Source organism: Caballeronia sp. 11_S32 (assembly GCF_056930355.1).
The window spans coordinates 1,500,939-1,522,163 of sequence record NZ_JBXOWH010000003.1 but is presented as its reverse complement, the minus strand read 5'-3'; the positions used below and the strand labels follow the sequence as shown (position 1 = coordinate 1,522,163).

General features: G+C 66.7%; 13 protein-coding genes. 5 read left to right on the top strand and 8 right to left on the bottom strand.

Annotation, left to right across the window (positions count from 1 at the left end):
• Window positions 1-31 precede the first annotated feature (31 nt).
• From AC1Z32_RS18650 to recC, 3 genes are read right to left on the bottom strand one after another with little or no spacing between them, the layout of a single operon-like run.
• Window positions 32-2,080, bottom strand: a complete 2,049-nt coding sequence (locus AC1Z32_RS18650) for an AAA family ATPase (RefSeq protein WP_483480004.1) — start codon at window positions 2,078-2,080, stop codon at window positions 32-34.
• Window positions 2,077-5,808: an exodeoxyribonuclease V subunit beta gene (gene recB, locus AC1Z32_RS18645; RefSeq protein WP_483480003.1), complete on the bottom strand. Its 3,732-nt coding sequence runs from the start codon at window positions 5,806-5,808 to the stop codon at window positions 2,077-2,079. Before recB ends, AC1Z32_RS18650 begins: the two co-directional genes overlap by 4 nt.
• The gene (gene recC / locus AC1Z32_RS18640) at window positions 5,805-9,212 is read right to left on the bottom strand and encodes an exodeoxyribonuclease V subunit gamma (RefSeq protein ID WP_483480002.1); all 3,408 of its coding nucleotides are present in this window, start codon (window positions 9,210-9,212) and stop codon (window positions 5,805-5,807) included. Before recC ends, recB begins: the two co-directional genes overlap by 4 nt.
• Before the next feature lie 192 nt (window positions 9,213-9,404).
• Here recC and AC1Z32_RS18635 point away from each other — a divergent pair, with 192 nt between their 5' ends.
• The gene (locus tag AC1Z32_RS18635) at window positions 9,405-11,939 is read left to right on the top strand and encodes an FUSC family protein (RefSeq protein ID WP_483480001.1); all 2,535 of its coding nucleotides are present in this window, start codon (window positions 9,405-9,407) and stop codon (window positions 11,937-11,939) included.
• A 22-nt stretch (window positions 11,940-11,961) separates the two neighbouring features.
• Here AC1Z32_RS18635 and AC1Z32_RS18630 read toward each other — a convergent pair whose 3' ends face one another.
• The 3 genes from AC1Z32_RS18630 to AC1Z32_RS18620 all read right to left on the bottom strand — a co-directional run bounded on the left by AC1Z32_RS18630 (window position 11,962) and on the right by AC1Z32_RS18620 (window position 13,514).
• Window positions 11,962-12,186, bottom strand: coding sequence for a hypothetical protein (locus AC1Z32_RS18630; protein WP_483480000.1), 225 nt, complete (start codon window positions 12,184-12,186; stop codon window positions 11,962-11,964).
• 438 nt (window positions 12,187-12,624) lie between these two features.
• Window positions 12,625-12,816, bottom strand: a complete 192-nt coding sequence (locus AC1Z32_RS18625) for a hypothetical protein (RefSeq protein ID WP_483479999.1) — start codon at window positions 12,814-12,816, stop codon at window positions 12,625-12,627.
• A gap of 224 nt (window positions 12,817-13,040) precedes the next feature.
• Entirely contained in the window at window positions 13,041-13,514 is a 474-nt protein-coding gene (locus AC1Z32_RS18620; protein WP_483479998.1) for an Lrp/AsnC family transcriptional regulator, read from the bottom strand.
• Window positions 13,515-13,640: 126 nt separating this feature from the next.
• On the opposite strand from AC1Z32_RS18620, the gene AC1Z32_RS18615 reads away from it, so the two are divergent.
• Window positions 13,641-14,225, top strand: coding sequence for a cysteine dioxygenase family protein (locus tag AC1Z32_RS18615; protein WP_483479997.1), 585 nt, complete (start codon window positions 13,641-13,643; stop codon window positions 14,223-14,225).
• A gap of 7 nt (window positions 14,226-14,232) precedes the next feature.
• Here AC1Z32_RS18615 and AC1Z32_RS18610 read toward each other — a convergent pair whose 3' ends face one another.
• Complete coding sequence (locus tag AC1Z32_RS18610; RefSeq protein ID WP_483479996.1) at window positions 14,233-16,884, bottom strand: mechanosensitive ion channel family protein; 2,652 nt, start codon at window positions 16,882-16,884, stop codon at window positions 14,233-14,235.
• Window positions 16,885-17,021: 137 nt separating this feature from the next.
• Window positions 17,022-17,495, bottom strand: coding sequence for a BCAL1086 family glycoprotein (locus AC1Z32_RS18605; protein WP_483481676.1), 474 nt, complete (start codon window positions 17,493-17,495; stop codon window positions 17,022-17,024).
• Between the two features lie 381 nt (window positions 17,496-17,876).
• Here AC1Z32_RS18605 and AC1Z32_RS18600 point away from each other — a divergent pair, with 381 nt between their 5' ends.
• From AC1Z32_RS18600 to AC1Z32_RS18590, 3 genes are all read left to right on the top strand, one after another.
• Window positions 17,877-18,185, top strand: a complete 309-nt coding sequence (locus AC1Z32_RS18600; RefSeq protein WP_483479995.1) for a hypothetical protein — start codon at window positions 17,877-17,879, stop codon at window positions 18,183-18,185.
• A gap of 493 nt (window positions 18,186-18,678) precedes the next feature.
• Window positions 18,679-19,512, top strand: coding sequence for an IclR family transcriptional regulator (locus AC1Z32_RS18595; RefSeq protein WP_483479994.1), 834 nt, complete (start codon window positions 18,679-18,681; stop codon window positions 19,510-19,512).
• 343 nt (window positions 19,513-19,855) lie between these two features.
• Window positions 19,856-21,214, top strand: coding sequence for an MdtA/MuxA family multidrug efflux RND transporter periplasmic adaptor subunit (locus tag AC1Z32_RS18590; RefSeq protein WP_483479993.1), 1,359 nt, complete (start codon window positions 19,856-19,858; stop codon window positions 21,212-21,214).
• Window positions 21,215-21,225: the final 11 nt, after the last annotated feature.

The following is a 21,225-nucleotide window of genomic DNA, read 5'->3' as shown; positions in this document are numbered from 1 at the left end:
CTCCTTCTTCATGTGATTCCGCAAGCCCGGTTCATGCCAGGCGGCGCATTCTCGCGGCGAGCCCGGAATCGCGCCGCGTCGGCTCCCGAACCGCCTGCGCGAAAATCGCCGCCGAGCCGATGACTTCGACCCTGCGCTTCGCGCGCGTGATCGCCGTATAGACGAGTTCGCGCGAGAGCACGCGCACGAACGCGCCGGGCAGCACGAGCGCCGCGTGCTCGAACTCCGAGCCCTGCGACTTGTGCACGGTCAGCGCGAACGCGGTGTCGTGCGGCGGCAGCGCGGCAGGCGACACGTAGCGCAACGAGCCATCGGCCATGCGGAACGCGACGCGCAAGAGGCCGCCCGCGCCCGGCAGCGCGATGCCGATATCGCCGTTGAAGAGCCCGAGCGCATAGTCGTTGCGCGTGACGATCACCGGCCGCCCCGGGAACCACTGCGCGCCGAGCGCGAGCGCGATGCCCGCCTGCTCGCGCACCTTCGCGGCGATACGCGCGTTCACTTCATCGACGCCGCGCGGTCCCTTGCGCGTCGCACAGAGCACGCGGAAGCGATTGAGCGCGTCGAAGAGTTGCGCGTGATCCGCTTCCTCGCCTTCGAGCACCGCGGACAGCGCCTGCGCATACGGCGCGAAGCCTTTGGCGAGACGCGCGAGCGTGCGCTCGGCAAGCGCGGCGTCGCCGTCGTCGAAGAGCACGGCCGCGCGCTCACCGGAAGGATCGAGCGCATCGAGTGCGGCCTTTTCGTCGCCGTCGCGGATCGCGATCGAAAGACGCCCGATGTCCGAATCGAGCCCGAAGCGATAGTTCTTCTGCAGCCAGACGACGCAATCGGTAAGCGCGGGCTCATGCTTCGCGGACGCGTCGTTCCAGTCTTCCGGCAGCGTGTCGAAAAGCTCGCCGTAGCCTTCGGAATCGTCGGCGGGCGGGGCATCGAACAAACCGAGCTGCGGTTCGCTCGCCGGGCGCGGCTTCATTTCGCGCGCTTGCGCACGGGGCGGCGTCGCTTCGGCATGCGGCAGCGCCGCTTCGAGCCGTTTCGCGTCCAACGAAAGCGCCGCCGCGATGCGCCCGACGCCCGCCTTGCTGAATGACGGCGCCGCGCTCAGTTCCGCGAACACCGCGCCCGCTTCCACGGCCGAAAGCTGATCCTTGTCGCCGAGCATCACGAGACGGCTCGAAGGCGCGATGGCCTCGAGCAGATGCGCGGCGAGCGCGACGTCGATCATCGAAGCTTCGTCGACGACGATCACGTCATACGGCAAGGGATTGTCGCGATGATGCCGGAAGCGCCCGTCCGCCTGCGCGCCCAAAAGCCGCTGCAAGGTGAACGACGTGCGCGGCAGCCGTTGCGCGAGCGCGGGCGGCAGCTTGTCCGCGCGTTCGATGAGCGCCTCCTGCATGCGCTGCGCGGCCTTGCCGGTGGGCGCGGCGAGCGCGATGCGCGTGTCCGGATCGGCGTCGAGCAGGCACGCGAGCACGCCGACGACCGTCGTCGTTTTGCCCGTGCCAGGCCCGCCGCTCACGATCGTCAGCCTTCCGGCCAGCGTGGCGAATGCGGCGACGCGCTGCCAGTCGATGTCGTCGTCGGCGCGCGGACCGAAGTAGCGCGCGATGCGCTCGGCCTGCCGCGCGATGTCCTGCGGCGAGACCGCCACGCGCGTATCGCGCGAGCGCTCGACGAGCGCCCGCGCGAGCCGCCGCTCGTAGTCGAAGTAGCGCGCGAGATAGAGCCGCCCGTCTTCATCGATGACGAGCGGCAGCAGATCGGCGGCGTCCGCGCGTGCATCGTCCCGCACGAGACACGCGACGCCGCTCGCGAGCAGCGCGTCGCGCGCCTCGTGAAAGCGCTCGCCATGACGGCGCGCGAGCGCGGCGAGCGGCAGGCACACATGGCCTTGCGCGGTCGCGCGGCTCATCGCGAGCGACGCGCGCTCCGCCCACAGCACACCGCGCTCATCCGCGCCGAGGCGCGCGGCGAGCGCACTCATGCGCCGCGCGAAACCTTCCGCGAGCGCCGCGCTTTCGTCGGCGGGCGCGGGCACATCGCGCGTGCGATCCAGCGTATCGGGCGTGCTCATGCCGCGACTCCCGCCATCAGGCGATCGAGCGCTTCGACCAGTTCCAGCGAAGGCCGCCCGCGATGCACGCCGCTTGCCGCTTCGCCATCGCGCCAGTCGGGGCGCACGCCGCGCACGAAGAGATACAGATAGCCGCCGATATGCGTGTCGTACGCGTAACCGGGCAAGCGCGAGCGCAAGTACCGATGCAGCGCGACCACGTAAATGAGCGCCTGAAGGTGATACGCGTGCTCCGACATCGCCACGGCAAGCGGCGCGGCGGCGTAGTCGGAAACCGTGTCGCCCAGATGATTCGACTTCCAGTCGATGATCCAGTAGCGGCCGTCGTGCTCGACGATCATGTCGATGAATCCCTTGATGAATCCGCGCAACGCGCCGCTCTCGAGCGCGACGTCGGGAAAGCCGTGCGCGGCGAGCACACGCCGCAACGCGGTGAAATCGAGCGCTTGCGCCGGGAACAGGAACTCCAGCTCGTTCATGCGGCGCGTCATGGCGATATCGCGAAGCTGCATGCCGGGCGCGATTTCCGTGCCGACCGTATCGGCGAGCAGACGCAGCATCATCGGACGAAGACGCGGTGCGAGCGCCTCGGGCGCGGGCGTCGGATGCTCGTGCAGCGCGCGCTCGACGGCAGCGGCCCACCCCGACGGTTCCGTGAAATCCACGAGCTCGAACATGCGATGCAGGCATTCGCCCGCCGCCGCGCCGCGCGGGAACGCGAGGATGTCGTCGTGCGCGAGTGGCGATTCGTCGCGCGCGGCGGCTTCCGCCCGCGTGTCGTCGTTGAGCGCGGCGAGCTCGTCGTGATCCGGGCGCGCTTCAGCCGGGTGCGCCTGATTCGCCTCATCGCGCGCGCCGGCGGCGATCAGCGAACTGAAGCTCGCCATGCGCCAGCGATCGCGCAGGATGCGCTGATTCGTGCGCGCGGCGATTTCATGCTCATTGGCCGCCTGCGCGGCAAGCGGCTCGCGCCCTTCGATCACCGGCAGCGGCGAAACACCGATTGCGCCGATCGCGCCGATCGCGCCGTTCGCGCCGTTCGCTTGTGCCGCGAGCGCGTTCCACGCCGCGACGATGTCGGATTCCTCGGGCGGCTCGTCGCAGAACGCGTCGAACGCGCGACCCTTGCCCGCGACGAGCCAGTTGAGCACGCTGCGCCGCGATTCCTTCGTCGACCGGTTCGACAGATAGAAGCCCGCGACGACATAGCACCGGAACACCGCCCGCGTTAGCGCCACATAGATGAGGCGCGCGCGCTCGGCCGCCTGTTCGCGCGCGATGGCCGCGCTCACGTGATCGTCCTCCTCGCCTTCGATGCCGTAATGCAGCACCGCAATGCCCGCATCGTCGTGATATTCGCGCGCATCGGGCAGGCCCGATTTCGATGCATCCCGCGCGGATCCATCGTTCAGGAACGGGCAGAACACGACCGCGTACTCCAGCCCCTTCGACTTGTGCACGGTCACGATCTGCACGAGATTGCGATCGGATTCGAGACGCAGTTGCGCCTCCTCGCCGCCGCCCTGCTGCTCGCGTTGCGCGGCGAGCCAGCGCAGCGTCGGCGCGATGCCCGGCTGCTCCGCCGAGCGCGCCTGCAACAGCTCCGCGAGATGATTGACGTTCGTGAGCCTGCGCTCGCCATCAGGCCGCGCGACGAGGCGCGTCGCGATCGACAGCTCGCGCGCGAGCGTGCGCCACATCACCGCGAAGCCGCGCTCGTGCCAGATCGTGCGATAGCGCGAGAAGCGCTCGACCCAGCTCGTCGAATCGATCGGCTCGCCGTGCGGATCGGCGGCGTCCGCGTGTTCGAGCCGCCAGAGCGCGGCGGCGTCGAGGCCGAACCAGTCGGTCGCGAGCGCGGCGCGCAGGCGGCGCAAGTCGCCGGGCGTATCGATAGCGGCGAGCACGCGCTCGATCTGCTCGGCATCGAGCGAACCGAACACCGAGGCCTGCGCGAGCTCCACGCTGCCGATGCCCCACGCCGCGAGCACGCGCTTCACGATGCTGCCCTGTCGATGCGTCTGCACCAGCACGGCGATATCGCCCGCGGAAAGCGGCTCTTCGCCGATCGTCACCTCGCCGCGCTGCGCCCCGCGCAGAAGCCGCGCGATTTCGGCGGCGCACGCTTCGGCGGCCTCGCGCTGCGCATTGCTTTTCACCAGCGCCGATTCACCGTGCGGCAGCATCCACACGCAAAAATCCGCGATGTCGGAATACGCCGCAGCCGGCGTGTTGTCCATGAACGGCCCGCGCTTGCGCGTGCCGGCCCGCACCGGCTGATAGTCGAGCCCATCGAGGATGAAGGCCGCCGGATTCGCTTCGAACACGCGGTTGCACGCCTCGATGATAGGCGGTGTCGAGCGCTGATTGACCGCGAGCGTATAACGCGCGCTCGCGCCGTCGCGCGCGGCGAGATACGTGTGCAGGTCGGCGGCGCGGAAGCTGTAGATCGCCTGCTTCGGATCGCCGACGAGAAAGAGCGGCCCGTGCGGCGCGAACACGCGGTTGAAGATCGCGTATTGCAGCGGGTCCGTGTCCTGGAATTCGTCGATGAGCGCGGCCGGATAACGCGCGCGCAGCGCCTCGGCGAGCCACGCGTGTTTCACGAGCGCGTGATGCAGGTTCGAGAGCAGATCGTCGAACGACACGACGCGGCGCGCGCGCTTTCTCGCGGCGAGTTCGGCGGGCGCGTGATCGAGCCATTCGCGCACGATATCGAGCCACATCGCGCGCTGCGATGCCTCGGCGGCGGCGGCGGACGCGGCGAGCGCGTCGGCCTGATCGAAGAAGGCGTGCGCGGGCGGCGTGTTCTTCGCCTTCGTGCCCTTGGCGAGCGCCGTGGCGGTGAGCTTGAGCGCCTTTTCGGGCGGCGGCGCATGGCAATCCGCTTCGGCAAAGTACGCGCTCCACGCGTCGATGGCCGCATCGATGATCGTGCGCTTGTGCGTCGTCTTGTTGAGGATCGCCTCGGCGTCGAAGAGCAGCTTCGCGATGGTGTCGCGCTCGGCGTTCCAGAGCGCGCAGGCTTCGTCGAAGAGCGCCTGCATGTCGGCGGCCTGCGCCGCGTCCGTATCGCCGAAACGCAGCGCCGCGAGCGGCTTTTTCAGACGCCGCGCGAGCTGCGCATCGAGCGATGCCGGGCCCGCGCCCTTCGCGACGAGCCACGACGCGAACGACGGCGTGCGCGCCGCCACCGGCTCCACGCGCTCGCGCCAGAAGTCCGCCGCGAGTTCGAAGCGCAGCGCGCTGTCGTCGGCTTCCATCTCGAACGCGAACGGCATCGCGGCGGCGAACGGCGCTTCCTGCAGCGCGCGCTGGCAGAACGCGTGAATCGTGTGGATCGCGGCCTGATCGAACGTGGATACCGCGATGCGCAGGCGTTTCGCGGCTTCGTCGGCGTCGATCCCGGCGAGCGTGGTTTCGAAGAGTTGCTCGATGAACGGATCGCCGGCGGCATCGCCATTTTCGATCGCATGCGCGACGCCCGCGAGCCGCGAGCGGATGCGTTCGTGCAGCTCGGCGGTCGCGGCCTTCGTGAAGGTGACGACGAGAATCTGCTCGACCGAAAGCCGCTTTTCGAGCAGCAGACGCACATAGAGCGCGCAGATGTTCCAGGTCTTGCCCGTGCCCGCGGATGCCTCGATCTGGTTCACGCCGTCGAGCGCGCAATTGAAGACGTCGAGCTCCTGCACGTCGATTCCGCCCACGGATGTTGTGAGGTTGGTCATGCGCCGCTCCGCAGATGTTGCACGAGCGGCTCGAACACGATGCGCGCGAGCGCGGCGAAAGTCTCGTCGAGCGCGAGGTCCGCGCCGCGGAACGCGATGCGAAACACCGGATCGTCGGATTCGGCGCGCGTGCGTTCGGACTCCCACGCGGCCTGCGCTTTCGCATCGCCCTCCTTCACCTTGAGCCACGCGCTCTTCGGAAAGAACCTGAGCGGCATGCGGCGTCCCGCGCGATAGAGCGCCGCGAGCGCGGCAAGGTGCGCGTGCGGATCGGCGACGGGCGTCAACTCGAAATCCGCCGATTGCGCGCCGCGCCCATGCCATACGGTGCGGCGCGGCCCGTCGGGCAGCGCCGCGCAATACGCGAGATGCGCGAGCCACGCGGACAGGTAATCGCGCGCGCGCGGCGCATCGTAGCGATAGATCACCTGGCCTTGCGGCGTCAGCGCGTTGAGCGTGCCGACGAGCGTCATCGGGCGCGTGTCGGCGAGCGCGTCGTCGTGCATGCCGAAGAGCGCGATGCCTTCGGCATCCGGCCAGCGCGGCGTGAGATCCAGCGCAAACGGCAAGCGTTCGACACCCGCCGACGTGGACGCGCGCACGCGCTCGGCCAGTCCATGGAGCGCGTGCAGCTCGCGTGCCTGCCATACGCCGCCCGTCGCGCCGCCGGGCATTTCGGGACTCGCGCGCGCGACGCGTCTCGCGCGTTCGCGCGCGGCGCGCTCGCCTTCGTCCGCGGCATCGAGCAAGGCGGGCAGCACGCGCGCGGCGAGCGCATCGCGGCCCGCGAAGCCTAGTTCGAACGGCTCGGTGTCGTCGAGTTCGGCTTCGGAATCGATGAGCGCGATGCCGAGCCTGTCGCGCAGAAGCGCGCGCGCGGGATGGCGCCAGAAGCGCACGAAGTCGTCGAACGCGACGGTCTGCACGTCGTCTTCCTGCGGCAAGGGCGCGGCGAAGAATCGCGCAACGGGCTGCGTCTTGCCGGACTCCAACGCGCGGGCCAACTCGGCGCGCTCGGGCTCGAAGGTGAAGAGCCTGCCGTCCGCCTGAAAATAGTCGGGCGCATAAGGCTGCAACGGATGCTCGAACACGAAGCGCGCGCGCGCTTCCTCGAGCTCGTCCGGGCCCGCATGCCTGCCCGCGACGGACTGCGCCAGATAATCCAGCAATTCGTCGATGAGCGCGGCGGGCGGCAGCACGGCGTTGTCGCGGATGCTACGGCCCGTGTACGCGATCATCAGCCGGTCGCGTGCCGCGAGCAGGAGGTCGAGGAACAGATTGCGCTCGTCGTCGCGCCGCTGGCGGTCGCCGAGCTTGCCGAAACGCGCCATCAGGTCGAACTCGTCGGCGCGCGCGAGGCTCGGCAGCATGCCGTCGTCCATGCCGAGCAGACACACGACGCGATACGGCAAGCCGCGCAGGCTCGTCAACGACGAGAACGTGACGCCGCCCCACGGCACGCCGCCGCGCGCGGGATCGTCGAGGGTATCGGTGAGCGCGGTGCGGATCACGGCGGCCGATACTTCGGTATGGCCCGCGCCTTCGTCCATCGCGAGGATGAGCGAATCGACCGCGCGGCGCACGTCGCCGATGGCATCGGTGAACGCGACGCCCGCGTCGAAGAAGCGCTCGAGCGCATCGAGCAGCAGGTCGCCCCACGCGCGCGCGGTGCGCGGCGTCGCGATGCGTTCGGCGAACGCGTCGATGTCGTCGACAAAGCGCGTGAGGCGGCCGAGCAGCTCGGCATCCGAGCCGTTCGCGCCTTCGATAGGCAGCCATTCGGCCACCGGCGCGCCGCCGCCCGGCAGCGCGTAGCCGAGATAGAGGCGCGTGAGCGCATCGGCGAAAGTGTGGCGCGCGGCGGGCACATCGTCGGCCGTGACTTCGTCCGGACGCAGACCGCGCCGCGCGCCTGCCGCCGCGAGCCACGCCTGCGCCGTTTCGAGCGCGATGGCGTCGATGCCGTAACGCGCCGCTATCGCATCCACGCGCAGCCATTCGACGAGCTCCGGCGCGCCGACGCTGCGCTCGGTGAGCGCGAGCCAGTCGATGAGCGCGCGCGCGACGGGATTCGCCTGCGACGGCGGCAAGCCCGTGATGCGATACGGAATGCGCCGCCGCTCGTTGCTCGCGCCCGCGGGCGCGGTGCCGAAGATGCCGTCGATGAGCGGCCCGGCCACCGCGAGATCCGGAAACGCAACGAGCACATCCGACGGCTCCAGGCCTTCGATCTCGTCGAACCAGTCGAGCAGGCGGTCGTGCAGCACTTCGAGCTGACGCGACAGGCTGTGGCACACATGCACCTCGATGCCGTTCCCGACGATCGCGTCCGGCTGCGGCTCGGCGTGCTCTTCATCGAGCGCGAGGATGCCGTTCTGCACGCGCGCGAGCCATGTCGGCGCGGGATTGTCCTCGAAGAGCTGCCGCTCGCTCGACGCCGCGCGCTCGGTGAGCTCGTGCAGCATGTGCAGTTGCGCCTGCGTCTGCCGGCCCCACTCCGCGAGCAGCGGATGACCCACTTCCTGAAAGTCCCGTTCACCCTTCAGTTCGAGCTGCTCGACACGCGCCTCGCTCACGATATCGAACCAGAACTCGCGGCAAGGATTTTGCGCATAGACGCGCACGTCGATCCAGCGCGACAGCTCGCGCAACAGCGCGATGTGGAGCGGCGGCATCGTCGGCAGCGCGAACACGCTGATGCGGCGCGGCCATTGCGCGCGCATCACGGCGTCGAGATCGAGACCGGGCGCATCGGCGAGAAAGCGGTACGCGGGCGGCGTCGGGTCTTTCGCGCCGCCGTTCGCATCGGGCGCGAGTTCCGCAAGATCCGCGAGCAATGCGCGCCACAGCGCCGCCTGCCAGCGCTCGTCCTCGCGCTGGATGTCGTTCGCGCCCGCGAGGCGCGGGCCGCGCGCATCGATCTCGGCGCCGCTGCCCGCGAGAATCGAGCCGCCCGACTGCCAGTGCGTGAGCCACTCGGGACGATAGGTCAGATAGTGATCGAAGACCGTCGCGATGCGGCGCGCGAACTCGTAGCGCATGGAATCGTCGGCGGCATGGAGATACGTCGACAGGCGCGCCGAATCGCCGAACGACGGATCTTCGAAGAGCCGGTAGCAGCGCCATGCGAGCCGGTCGGGCGCGAACGGCGAATGCGCGGGCACGGGCAGCACGCGCCCGATCTGCGCCCATAGCCACTGCGCGAGATAGCAGAAGTCGACGTTCGCACAGATGCCAAAGCGCTCGGCCATGTCGAGCTCGAGCCGCCGCCGCAAGGCCGCGCTCGGCACGATGACGGCTTCGCGCGCGAAGGGATCGCCCTCGCGCATGGCGAACGTGTCGAGGTCCTCGAAGAGCGCGGCGGCGAGCGTCTCGTGACGGTTCGAATAGAAGAGTTCGAGCATGGAAAGCGGCGTGCGGTGCGGCCTCGAATGGCGCGATTTGAAAAGGTTTGTAAGTTCAGGCGCCAGCATAGCAAAGCAGGCGCGATGCCGAGAACCTGGCCGAATGGCCGAGGTCCGAAGCCCTGGTGAGTTGAGTTAGACTCGATCTCGCCTTCGTCCCAGGACAACAACGAGCTTCAATTCAGGAAGTCGATGCGCTATTCGTTCGAAATCAGGAAGTTCATTTACAGCCAGTACTTCTTCGGCGGCTTGCGCATCGCTTTGGGCGTGTCGCTGCCCGCCGTGCTGATGCTCATCGTCTTTCACAATCGCGAGCTTGGTTTCACGATCGCAACCGGCGCGCTCGGCGCGTGCGTCGTCGACATGCCCGGGCCGCTGCGGCACAAGCACAACGAGATGCTCGCGTGCTCGGTGATCGGCTTTGTCGCGGCGCTCGCCACCGGCATTGCGACGGCGCATCCGTTGACGCTCTGGCTGACCATCGTACCGCTCACGTTCGTGCTGTCGCTCATCGTCGTGTATGGCAATCGCTGGCCGCAGATCAGCTTCGCGACGCTCTTCATGATGGTCGTCACGCTCGAAGAGCATTTCACGCCGCTGCAGGCGCTCATCAACGCATCGTGGATTCTCGTGGGCGGCCTCTGGTACACGTACTGGGCGACGCTCGTGAGTCACCTGCTCGTGTATCGCATCGAGCAGCAGGCCTTGGCCGAAAGCATTTTCAGCTGCGCGGAGTACCTGCTCGCGCGCGCCGAGTTCTACGACAGCGACGCCGATCTCGACGAGTGCTATCGCAGGCTGATCGAAAAGCAGATCGCGGCCGTCGAGCGGCAGGAAGCGGCGCGCGACATCGTGCTGCGCAATCTGCCGAAAGTAAAGACCGGCAAGCTTAACGCGCGGCGCGCGCGGCTCTTCAATCTCTTCATCAACGTGGTGGACCTGCACGAATTCTTCGTCGGCGCGCACACGGACTATCCGCTCGTGCGAAAGACCTTCGCGGGCTCGGACGTGCTCATCTTCTATCGCGACCTGATGAGGAAGGCGAGCGCGGATCTCGAAGAGATCGGCCTAGCCGTGCTGCAGAACCATCCGGCCGGCCGGCAGATCAGCATGAAGGCCGAATTGCGCGCGATCGAATACGAGCTCGAGCTGATGCGCAAGCACGGCCTGCCCGAAAAGAATCCCGAGGCTTACGCGGCGGCGGCGGCCGTCTTCAGGCGCCTGTGGAGCGCGACGCGCCTCATCGACAAGATGCGCCGCCGCACGCGCGACGACGCGGGCCAGATCGAAACCGAGGTGCAGATCGATCACGCGCTGTCGCGCTTCATTTCGAGCCGGCGCGTGCCGTTCATGCAGATCTTCTCGAATCTCACGATGGCCTCGCCGAGCTTCCGCCACGCGCTGCGCGTGACCATCGCGGTGGGCATCGGCTTCTGGCTCGGGCGTCTGTTGCCGCTCACGAACGCGTACTGGATCGTGATGACCACGGTCATCATCCTGAAGCCCGGCTATTCGCTCACCAAGCAACGCAATACGCAGCGGATCATCGGCACGGCGATAGGCTGCGCGGTGACCATCGCGCTGATTCTCTTCGTGAAGGAGCCGCATATCCTGCTCGTCGTGATGTTCGCGTCGATGGTGATGAGCTACAGCCTGCTGCTCTTCAACTATGCGGCGAGCGTGGTGTTCACGTCGTCGTATGTGCTCTTGATGTTCCATCTGCTCGCGCCGGGCAGCCTGCGGATCATCGGCGAGCGCGCGATCGATACCGTGGTCGGCTGCGCGATCGCCATCGCGGCGAGTCACCTCTTCCCGTACTGGGAATATCGCCTGATGGGCAAGCTCGTGAAGGATCTGCTCGCCGCAACGCGCAATTATCTCGAAGCGAGCTGGTGGTGGAGAGCGAAGACGGCTTCGCAGCCCGAGAGGGCGCGCGCGGCTTCTTCATCGACCGTGGAAAGCCCGGCCGATCGCGCCGTGTTCGCCGATGCGAACGCGGGCGTGGTGGTGGCGTCATCCTCGCCGTCGGCCACCGCCGAGGCTTCCGCGCTCAACGTGGCCATCCCCGCCGAAGCGGTCAACGAGCCTGCGCCAGCCGCAGATCCGGCGATGAAAGCCGCAAGCGCGACGGCTGAACGCCTGTCCTCGGTGAGCATCGGCGAAAGCACGGCGGCCACGACGAGCAAGGGCGCGTCCGCCGCCGCGACGGTCGCCGCCACGGCGCTCGACCGCGACTTCCGCTACCGGCTCGCGCGCAAGAACGTGCACATCGCGTTCGCCAATCTCGCGCAGGCCTTCCAGCGCATGATGCTGGAGCCGAAGGCGCAGCAGAAATACGCCGCCGAATTGAACGATCTGCTGGTGCAGAGTCATGTGCTCGCCTCGCAGATCACCGCCGCCACGCCGCTTCTGCAATCGCTCAACGAAGCGGGCGGCCAGCCGTTCGAGCCGGTGCAGCGCACCTTCGGCGTCGTCCGCGAGAATCTCGCCGGCGCGGAGGGCGAACTGCCCTCGCCGCCCGCTCCCGACGCGCCGTCCGCGCAGGCCGACGCACTCAAGGCGTTGCGGCGCGATCTCGACAAGATGGTCGTCGATGCCGAGCGCGCGCAATCGCTTCCCGCCGACGCGCTGCACGACCTCAAGCTGCTCGTGCATCAATGCAAGCAGATGCTGACCGCGTCCGCGCTCATCGGCAAGGACGCCGCGCAGATTCGCCTGCCGGTGTGACCGGCGCCAATCAACACACGCGCTATTGCGACGCACCGCCGAGCGGGGGCACGGCCGGACGCACGTCGCTCGTGGCGGACGGCTGCGCGTTTTCCTGATCGAACTCGCGTTTTTCGCGGATCGCATTGAAGAGGATCGTGCCGATCACGAACAGCACCACCACGACGATGAACACGCTGACAGCGCGGGTTGGATTCTTCTTGCGGTTATCGTCCGGGTGGCGAGGGTCGTGTCGGTCTTGGGTCATGAGGGGAAGCGTGATGCGGCGCGGTTTCGAGGAAAGAACCGACATCCTACCCCGGTTGGATTTCAGTTGGATTGCGTGCCGGGAAGCAGGCATTGGCGCGCATCCGTGCGCGACGCGTCAGGACGTTTCGATAGCCGAACGCGCATCGCGAAATTCTTTGCTGCACCAAGGCGCTTGAATGCGGCATGCCCGTTTGGCGATACTGCTAACGATTCCATGCGCGTCCGATCCCGGCAGGGGCTGCAAGGGGCAAGACCGGGATACCTAGTGACCGGACGTGTTGCGCCGCCCTCCCCGGGCGGCTTTTTGTGTGCTGCGATCCAGCGGCAAAGCGCTTCATCGAATGATGCGCGGCGGGCGAAACGCGTTGCATGCCGGAATAAACAAAAAGGCGGATCATGCGATCCGCCTTGCTTATTTCGTCTACAGGACGAACGGTCAGAACGTAACCGACTGATTGATCACCGTCTTGCCGTTGACCGTGATGACCGAAGTGGCCGAACCGCTCTGCGTGGGAGCACTGGGCTTCGGATCCGGGGAACCCGAGCTGATCGCTTTCGTGGCGCCGCCAGCGACGTGGGACTGAGCCAATGCACTACGGTTGATTTCAATCATTTTCTTGAACCTCATTCACATTCCGGCCCGCAGGCCGCGACGATACGGGAAATGCCCCGCCCACTTTCCTTGCCGTATATTTCTCTATCGATAAGGATATCGAATATAACGGCCCGGAATGGTTTGATAATACGCCTGAGACGCCCCCGAATCATCACTTAAAAGTCCTAAGTTTATTTGAAGACGAGCAATCAATCGCCGCAAGTACGTGATCGATCTCCGCGTTATCCGGCCATTTCTCAGGGTTCCAGCGTCGGCCGTACCGGCAGCGCCGTCGAATACTTGATCTGCTCCATCGCGAAGCTGGAGCTCACGTCATAAAGCGGAACGGCGCGAATCAGTTGCTTGTATACGCGATCGTAGTCCTCGATATCCGACACGACGACGCGAAGCAGATAATCGGTTTCGCCGCTCATTCGATACACCTCGACCACTTCCGGAATATCGCGCACCGCGCGCGTGAAGTCGTCCGCCCACGTCTGCGTGTGCTGATTCGTGCGCACCGCGACGAACACCGTCGTGCCGACGCCCAGCTTCTTCGGATCGCACAGCGCGACCTGCGCGCGGATCACGCCGGTCTCTTTCAGACGCTGCACGCGCTTCCAGCAAGGCGTCTGCGACAGGTTCACCCGTTGCGCGAGTTCCGCGATGGGCATCGTCACATCTTTTTGCAGCAACTCGAGCAGTTTGCGGTCGATGAGGTCCATTCCCATGCGCACCCCTTATAGGAAATTATTCTATTTCTGTGTGTTCGAGCGGAATTATATGGAAACTAATTCTGGAGGCAAGCCGGTATAAATGAACTGAATGGACAACAAGAAAGTGACGGCCTTTTCACTATGCAACTCGAACATGTCAGCCGCCCGACGCGGCCCCTTCCGCCGGCTTCGCACGTGAACCGGAGCGCGGCGCTCGAACAATTGTGCCGCGAAATCGATGCCGCTTTCGCCGCCGCCGATACCGGCCCGCGCGCGACCTTCGGGGAGCGCGTGCGCCTCGCGCTGCAACGCGCGATCGCGGATCCGGCACTGTTGAGCCCCGATCAGCGCACGAGCAATCCGCTGAACTATTGCCGCCATCTGCTCGCCGCCGATCCGCTCAACCGCTATGCGATCGCCGCGCTCGTCTGGGAGCCTGGGCAAGCGAGCCCGGTGCATGGTCATCGGACGTGGTGCGGCTATGCGGTCATCGACGGCACGCTCGAAGAAACCTTGTATCGCTGGGATGCGCCGGGGCATCGCGCGATCGAGACGCGGCGTCATCCGCGCGCGCGGGGCGCGGTCTCTTATGTGGATGCGGGGCGCGGCGCGATCCATCAGCTCGGCAATCCCGCCGATGCCGCCGTGCGCGCCGTGTCGCTGCATGTTTATGGCGTAGCGGGCGAGCAGATCGCCACGCACGTCAACGATCTGCTCGCCGCCTGAGGGAAGCTCAGCCCTTGCCCGGCTCGGACGCCGTCGGAATCTGCGGCGGAATCTGCACGGACTGATCGGTCGGCGGCGGCGCCGGACGCGGTTCGTGGGAGACATCGCGCGCCGCCGTCACCGCGGCCTTCGTCTCGCGCGGAAGCTCGGGACCCGCCGCGAGCGCCTCTTCCTCTTCCGCCGGCCCCGGCGCTTCGCCGGTCCAGATGCGGCGCGCGCGCTCGCGCGCTTCCGCCGCGTCGGCGCCCGGCATCGCGTCGCGCGTCATCTGCACGTGCATTTGCGGCACGGGAATCTCGATGCCGGCTTCGTCCATCTTGCGCTTGATGCGCAGATTGAACGCCCGCGCGACGCTCCATTGCTGCAGCGGCCGCGTCTTGATCTGACCTTTCACGACCATCCAGTTCGGATCGAAGCGGTCCAGCCCCCACACTTCCACCGGCCCGAGCATTTCGAGCCGGTAGCGGAAATCAGCCATCAGTTCGGCGCCGACTTCGCGGATCATCTGCGTGACTTCGTCGACGTCCGCCGTGAACGGCACGCGCACTTCGAACACCGCGTACGCGAAATCGCGTGACAGGTTCTTCACCGTCTTGATCTGCGAGAACGGGATTGCGTGGATCGCCCCCTGGCCGTCGCGCAGCCGCACGGTGCGAATCGTCAGGCTTTCGACGATGCCCGCGTGGCCACCTTCGACCTCGATCGAATCGCCGACCGAAATCGTGTCCTCGATGATGATGAAAAGCCCCGTGATCAGATCCGCGACGAGCGACTGCGCGCCGAAGCCGACCGCGAGGCCGATCACGCCCGCGCCCGCGAGCAGCGGCGTCACGTTCAGACCGAGGTTCGCGGCCGTCACGATCGCCGCGACCGTCAACAGGAACACGAAGACGACGTTGCGCACGAGCGGCAGCATCGTGCGCGCGCGCATGCTCGGGCCGCGTCCGCCGCGCCGCGCCGCGTCGGGCCTGAGCGCTTCCTGAATACCCGTATCGATGAGAATCCACACGAGCCAAACGACGAAGAAAGTCAGAACGATCATCGCGACCGCGTGCGTAATGCCGCGCGCGGCGACGCTCTCCTCGGCCATGTGCGCGAGCGAAAAGCCCCAGAAGCGCGACGACAGTTCGAGGAACACGAGCCATACGCCGACCACGATCATCGTGCCGACGAACTTGACGAGCCTGCGCACGTACGCGGACTGCCGCCTCGGCTTCCTCGACTTGGGCCGCGTGATGCGCACGACGATCGCGGAGAGAAAGAACGCGACGACAAGCAGGCCCGCGGTCGCGATCGCCATCTGCAGCACATTCTCCGAGGTGCCGATGCCCATCAGCGTCGCCACCACCGAAGCCGACGCGAGCAGGAGCAACGGCAGCTGCCACAGCGACGCGACCACTTCGAAGGTTTCGGTCGCGGCCTTGCGCGTGTTGCGCTGCTCGTAGGAGCGGCTTCGGATCAGGTGCGCGACGGGCCGCTGGAACGCGAGCGCGAAGTACGCGGTGAGGCCCGCGGCGCCCATGTTCGCGCACGTCGAAATCAACGCGGAGAGATTGGTGCCGAGCTGCTGCGCGACATCGTAATTGGCGGCGGCGTCGCCGAGCGCGCCGAGCGTGCCGATCAGAAACAGCAGCCGCCGCGCGCGGAGGATCAGCAGGTTCACCGCGACGCGCCGGTGCGCCGAGCCGAACAGCGAGAACATGATGAGGCAGATCGCGGAGAACACCGCGCCCGCGACCATCGCGTAGGCGGTGACCATCGCGAGCGTGCGCCCGAGCGAAAGCGGCATGTAATGCGTGAAGGTCAGCGCCGCGAGAAACGCGAACAGATACGGCGCGACGCGGCGCAGCGTGAAGAGCAGCAGCTCGCGCGTCGTCGGGTTCGAATGCAGGCCGGTGTCGATCCCATAACGCGCCTGCCCGCGCCGCTGCAGATAAACCAGCACGAAGGCGCACGCGCCCCAGCCGGCGAGCGTCGCGAAGTAATTGAAGAGGGTGCGCCAGAACGGTTCGCGGCTCTGGCTCGTGACGATCGTGAAAAGCTCGTTGCCGGCCGCGTTGAAGCGGCCGCCCCAATAGGCGATCGGCGTCTTGCCGCGCTTCACGTCGGCCTCGATGTTGGTGAGCGCCGACGCGATCGCGCCAAGCAGGCCCGCGTTCTGCGCCATCGTCGCCACCACCGACGATGCCGTCGCGCCCGATGTCGGCGTCGCGCCCGCAGCCGTCGGGCCGCTTGCCGCGGCGTCCGTCGTTGCCGATGCCGCCGCGGCGCCGGATGCCGGAGCGGTGGCATCGGCGGCGCGCTTCGCATCGCGCAGGTGCTTCAGCTGCGCGACGAGCGCAGCGCGCTGCTTGTCGCTGTCGAGCGTCGTGATGATGTTGTCGAGCGAGCGCACCATCTCGGCATCGGACATGGCCGGCGCGTCCGCGCCCGATGCGGCGGCGGGCGCTGACGCGGGCGCCGCGGGCGTGATCAGTTCCTGGAAGGAAGGCAGCGTGAGAGCGGGAGCGGCCTGGGCGGCGGGCGCCGCGAGCGCGATCGACGCGGCGAGTATCGACGACACCGCAAGGGAAAACGGGCGCAGGCGCATGAGCGCCGCCATCCAGGACATCGCGACGATCGCCCACGCACATTCAGACGCGAGCTTGCGTGACTTCATAACGGTCTCGATTTCTGAAAGACCGCCAGTTTAGCGGCTGAGACTGGCACGCCGCCCAATGCGGACGTAACCGAATGTTAGTGTTCGCGCGTTGTTTTTTCAGACGAATCGGCGCATCGGCCACGCAAAGCAGCGCGCTATTTGTCCATCTCGGTGCGCGCGCCGCTGGCGTCGGCCGAGGGGCTCGCGCCCGATGCCTGCGCGCCGGCATGCGTGCTCGACGCGCCGCCGTCCTTCGCGGACCATTCCTGCAATTTGCGCCCCGCCGACTGCAAGCCAGCGCCCGTCGCGCTCGCGGCATTGTTGATCGCGGCGTTCGTGGCGCTCGCCGCGCTGTCGAAGTTCGACCGCGCGGTTGCCGCGGCGCTGCTCGCGGACATATCGGGCATCGAGCCGGCGCTGTCGAGATTCTGCTGTGCCGACTGCTTGGCCGCATCGACCTTCTGGCCGACATAGCTTGCCGCCTGGTCGAACTTCTGGCTGGTCTGGCTCGCGAAATTGTTGAATGCGCTCGCGGCCTGTCCGGCGGTCGCGTCGTGCTTCTCGCAAGCGGCCAGCACGCCGAGCGCCGTGAGCGCGACGGCGATGCGGGTCATGGGAGTCATCTGCATGGTCTTACCTTCCATCTGCTGCGTGCGCGTCATCGCGCACTCCTACGGAAATCGTCCTGCGCACGGCATCACGCGCACGATTTCCATCCTGAAATTGGCGCCCATCATACGCTTTCGGGAAAACCGGCCCGCGAATGAGCCGGTCGACGTCGCGACGATCGCGAGTCTGACGCACGAATCGACGATGAAACCTTGCATCATAGGAGAACCTTGCCGACGCGGGACGCCCACGACAAGTCCACGTAAAAGATTGTGGACCCGCGCCGCGCGGCCCAACGAGAAATAGAACTTTCCCTCTACATTTAAGAGACTTCTGGTTTTAGCGGCATATTCGGTTGGCATATATTCGCCGGCGTCCCCGCCCCCACGAATTCCCGCACCATGCTCCTGATGAACGCCGCCATCGCCCTCGTTGCAGCGCTGATGCTGTTCGAGCCGTTTACCCGCGCCCCCGTCTCCCGATTCACCACACCCCGCATGCGCCGCAACCTCGCCCATCGCTCGTTCTATCAGGCGGCGGCGGCCTTCTTCGCGGCCTTGCTCATCGCGACGAGTCCGCCGGCGCCCGAGCGCATCTCGCCGCTCATCGTGCTGTCAGTCGCCTCGCTGCTCGTATTCGCGAGCATCTACTGGATCGTGCGCGGCAAACGCCTGCTCAGGCAGCGTCGCGTGTTCAGCAACATGTGTTGAGTCCTCCAGCGCCGGCGGTTACACCCTCCTCCATCGCCGCCGGCCTCTCTTCCTCTCCCATCCCGGGCTCACGGCCCATCGCGCCCGATCAGGCGACTCCCCACGCTTTACAGGTATATTCGCGCGAACGCATTGACGAAACGCGCGGACGAAAAAAAAGGCGCTACGTTGCCGTAGCGCCTTAAAAGTTCTAGCCATTCCGAGGGCCGTGCTAGAACCTGAGAGCCTGTATTCCGAACCACGAACGGAAAGCGCCAATACGCACGTCGTTTCAAGTTTCGAAATTCGGTTCCATTTTTTACGGGTTCGTTGCCCAAGTCAAGCAAAATTTCGCGGTCCGGGCAACTGCCCAAGTTTCGTTCAACAGAACGCCGCTGCTCCATTACCGTTGCAGGTTAATGGAAAGGTTTGCATCGTTTGCAAGTTTGTTGCGCCGCGCTAGTAGAATGACTCCCGCCATCAATCAAAACGATGTTTCACAAAAAGAATGCCAATGCACAACGATCGATCGCCGACCCGGGAACGCATCCGCGAAAAGGACGGCGAGGAAGTCACGGCGCTCGCACGCGGGCTCGACGTGTTGCGCCGGATTGCCGGCGCGGATGCGCCCGTGAGTAATCGCGAACTGACGGACTGGACCGGTATCCCGAAGCCGACGATTTCGCGCATCACCGCGACGCTCGTCGGCGCGGGACTCCTGCATCGGCTGCCCGACAGCGAGCGCTTCGTGCTGACCGCGTCGGTTCTCGAACTGAGCAACGGATTCCTGCGCAATTTCGATATCCGCGCACGGGCGCGCCCCTACCTGATCCGGCTCGCAGAACGCACCGGCCTGTCCGTGCACCTCGCCGTTCGCGATCGTCTCGAGATGGTTGTAATCGATGCCATCCGGCCGCGATCGGCGGTGCTGGTATCGCGGCTCGAGGTCGGCGGCAGAATGGATCTGAGCCGCACGGCGGTTGGACGCGCGTATCTTTCGGTGCTGTCGGAAGCAGACCGGCGCGCGCTCATCGGCAGCTTGCAGACTGCGTCGGGCGACGACTGGCCGACCATCGCCGGCGGCTTGCAGCGCGGCATCGACGAGGCCGTGCGCCTGGGCTTCGCGATGTCCGTCGGCGAATGGCATCGCGGGCTGAACGCGGTCGCCGCAGGATTCATCGGGCCGTCCGGCGAGCGCTACTCGGTCAATTGCGGCGGCGCCGCGCATCAGTGTCCGCGCGAAATACTCGTCGACGACGTCGCGCCCGCGCTGCTCGAATGCGTCGCGCGCATCACGCGCGAAATCGGCGGCACGCACACCACGAACGACGCGCAAGCCGCCGGTTAGACTACGCGGCGGCCGTCGACTGGTCGAAGCACATCGAAAGCCTGCGCCCGCGCGCATGTAACAGTCGTAATCAACAGAAAGATAGCCCGGTGGACGGCCTCCGGTGCGGGACGTAGCATCATGCTTCGCGCGCACCGGGCCGCGCCGTGGGCTAGACCCGGCTTCGGGAGGCGGCTTTCCGGCTGCTTTCGATGGCCCCGCCCCATTCACGGCCTTCAGCCTCACGGCCTGCGCCCCGGTCGCGGTTCATGCGCGCGACGCACCGTCATGGTCGCGCCCGAACCGCAACCGCCGCCCATCCGCGCCCCGTACGACAGACTTGAAAGACCCAGCCACAGAACCGATGGACGACCAAAAGAATCCCCTAGGGCAGCCGCGCCCGACGCCTCCCAAGCCTGCAACGCCCGACGCCGTCGAATCCGCGCCGCGGCGCCGCAGAATCGTGCCGCTCATCGTCGCGATATTGATCGTCGCCGGTGCGATCGCGTGGTGGCATCCGTGGAGCCGGGGCGGCAGCGGCGGCACGAGCAGCCCGCAGGAAGCGCGTCAGGGCGGAAGGCGCGGCGGCCCGAACGCGATGAATCAGCCGCAGCCCGTGCACGTGGCAACCGTCACGCAGGGTGAAATGCCTGTCGTCATCAATTCGCTCGGCACGGTCACGCCGCTTGCCAACGTCACGGTCAAGACGCAGTTGAACGGCACGCTGGTCGATGTCGCGTTCCGGGAAGGCCAGATGGTCAAGAAGGGCGACGTGCTCGCGCAGATCGACCCGCGTCCCTATGAAATCTCGCTGCGCAACGCGGAAGGCGCGCTCGCGAAGGACCAGGCGCTGCTGCAGACCGCGCGCCTCGACCTGCAGCGCTATCAGACGCTGCTGTCGCAGGATTCCATCGCCAAGCAGCAGGTCGACACGCAGGCGTCGCTCGTCAAGCAGTACGAAGGCGCCGTGAAGTCCGACCAGGCGAACGTGGATACCTACAAGCTCGATCTCACCTACGCGCGCATCACGGCGCCGGTGTCGGGACGCGTCGGCCTGCGGCAAGTCGACCCGGGCAACTACGTGACGACGGGAGACACGAACGGCGTCGTCGTCATCACGCAGTTGCAGCCGATCAGCGTGATCTTCACGACCTCCGAGGACAACCTCGCCGCCATTCTCAAGCCGCTGCACGCGGGCACGAAGATGTCGGTCACCGCGTACGACCGCGCGAACACCACGGCGCTCGAATCCGGCTTCCTCGAAACCGTCGACAACCAGATCGATACGGCCACCGGCACCGTCAAGCTGCGCGCCACCTTCGACAACAAGGGCGGCATGCTCTTTCCGAATCAGTTCGTGAACACGAAGCTGCTCGTGGATGTCATCAAGGACGCGACCATCGTGCCGACGCCCGCGGTGCTGAACGGCTCGTCGGGCGCGTTCGTGTATATCGTGAAGCCGGATAACACCGTCACCGTGCGCAACGTGAAGGTCGGCCCGGTCGATGGCGAGCGCACCAGCATCAAGTCCGGTTTGCAGGCGGGCGAGCGCGTGGTGATCGACGGCTCCGACCGCCTGAAGGAAGGCGCGAAGATCACGATTCCGGCCGAGAAGGCGAAGGCGGCGTCGGGTGCGTCGGGCGCCTCGGCGGCCGCGCCTGCTTCCGCCGCTTCGGGTACGCGCCACGGCGGGCACCGCCGCCAGCAATCGCAGCAGCAGTAACACGTCAGCCA

What these genes read in the sequence shown, in the direction of transcription:
- AC1Z32_RS18615 (WP_483479997.1), top strand. Translation starts at nt 13,641, where the DNA reads ATGCAACTCGAACATGTCAGCCGCCCGACGCGGCCCCTTCCGCCGGCT.
- AC1Z32_RS18610 (WP_483479996.1), bottom strand. Translation starts at nt 16,884, where the DNA reads ATGAAGTCACGCAAGCTCGCGTCTGAATGTGCGTGGGCGATCGTCGCG.
- AC1Z32_RS18620 (WP_483479998.1), bottom strand. Translation starts at nt 13,514, where the DNA reads ATGGGAATGGACCTCATCGACCGCAAACTGCTCGAGTTGCTGCAAAAA.
- AC1Z32_RS18630 (WP_483480000.1), bottom strand. Translation starts at nt 12,186, where the DNA reads ATGACCCAAGACCGACACGACCCTCGCCACCCGGACGATAACCGCAAG.
- AC1Z32_RS18600 (WP_483479995.1), top strand. Translation starts at nt 17,877, where the DNA reads ATGCTCCTGATGAACGCCGCCATCGCCCTCGTTGCAGCGCTGATGCTG.
- AC1Z32_RS18625 (WP_483479999.1), bottom strand. Translation starts at nt 12,816, where the DNA reads ATGAGGTTCAAGAAAATGATTGAAATCAACCGTAGTGCATTGGCTCAG.
- recC (WP_483480002.1), bottom strand. Translation starts at nt 9,212, where the DNA reads ATGCTCGAACTCTTCTATTCGAACCGTCACGAGACGCTCGCCGCCGCG.
- AC1Z32_RS18590 (WP_483479993.1), top strand. Translation starts at nt 19,856, where the DNA reads ATGGACGACCAAAAGAATCCCCTAGGGCAGCCGCGCCCGACGCCTCCC.
- AC1Z32_RS18635 (WP_483480001.1), top strand. Translation starts at nt 9,405, where the DNA reads ATGCGCTATTCGTTCGAAATCAGGAAGTTCATTTACAGCCAGTACTTC.
- AC1Z32_RS18605 (WP_483481676.1), bottom strand. Translation starts at nt 17,495, where the DNA reads ATGCAGATGACTCCCATGACCCGCATCGCCGTCGCGCTCACGGCGCTC.
- recB (WP_483480003.1), bottom strand. Translation starts at nt 5,808, where the DNA reads ATGACCAACCTCACAACATCCGTGGGCGGAATCGACGTGCAGGAGCTC.
- AC1Z32_RS18595 (WP_483479994.1), top strand. Translation starts at nt 18,679, where the DNA reads ATGCACAACGATCGATCGCCGACCCGGGAACGCATCCGCGAAAAGGAC.
- AC1Z32_RS18650 (WP_483480004.1), bottom strand. Translation starts at nt 2,080, where the DNA reads ATGAGCACGCCCGATACGCTGGATCGCACGCGCGATGTGCCCGCGCCC.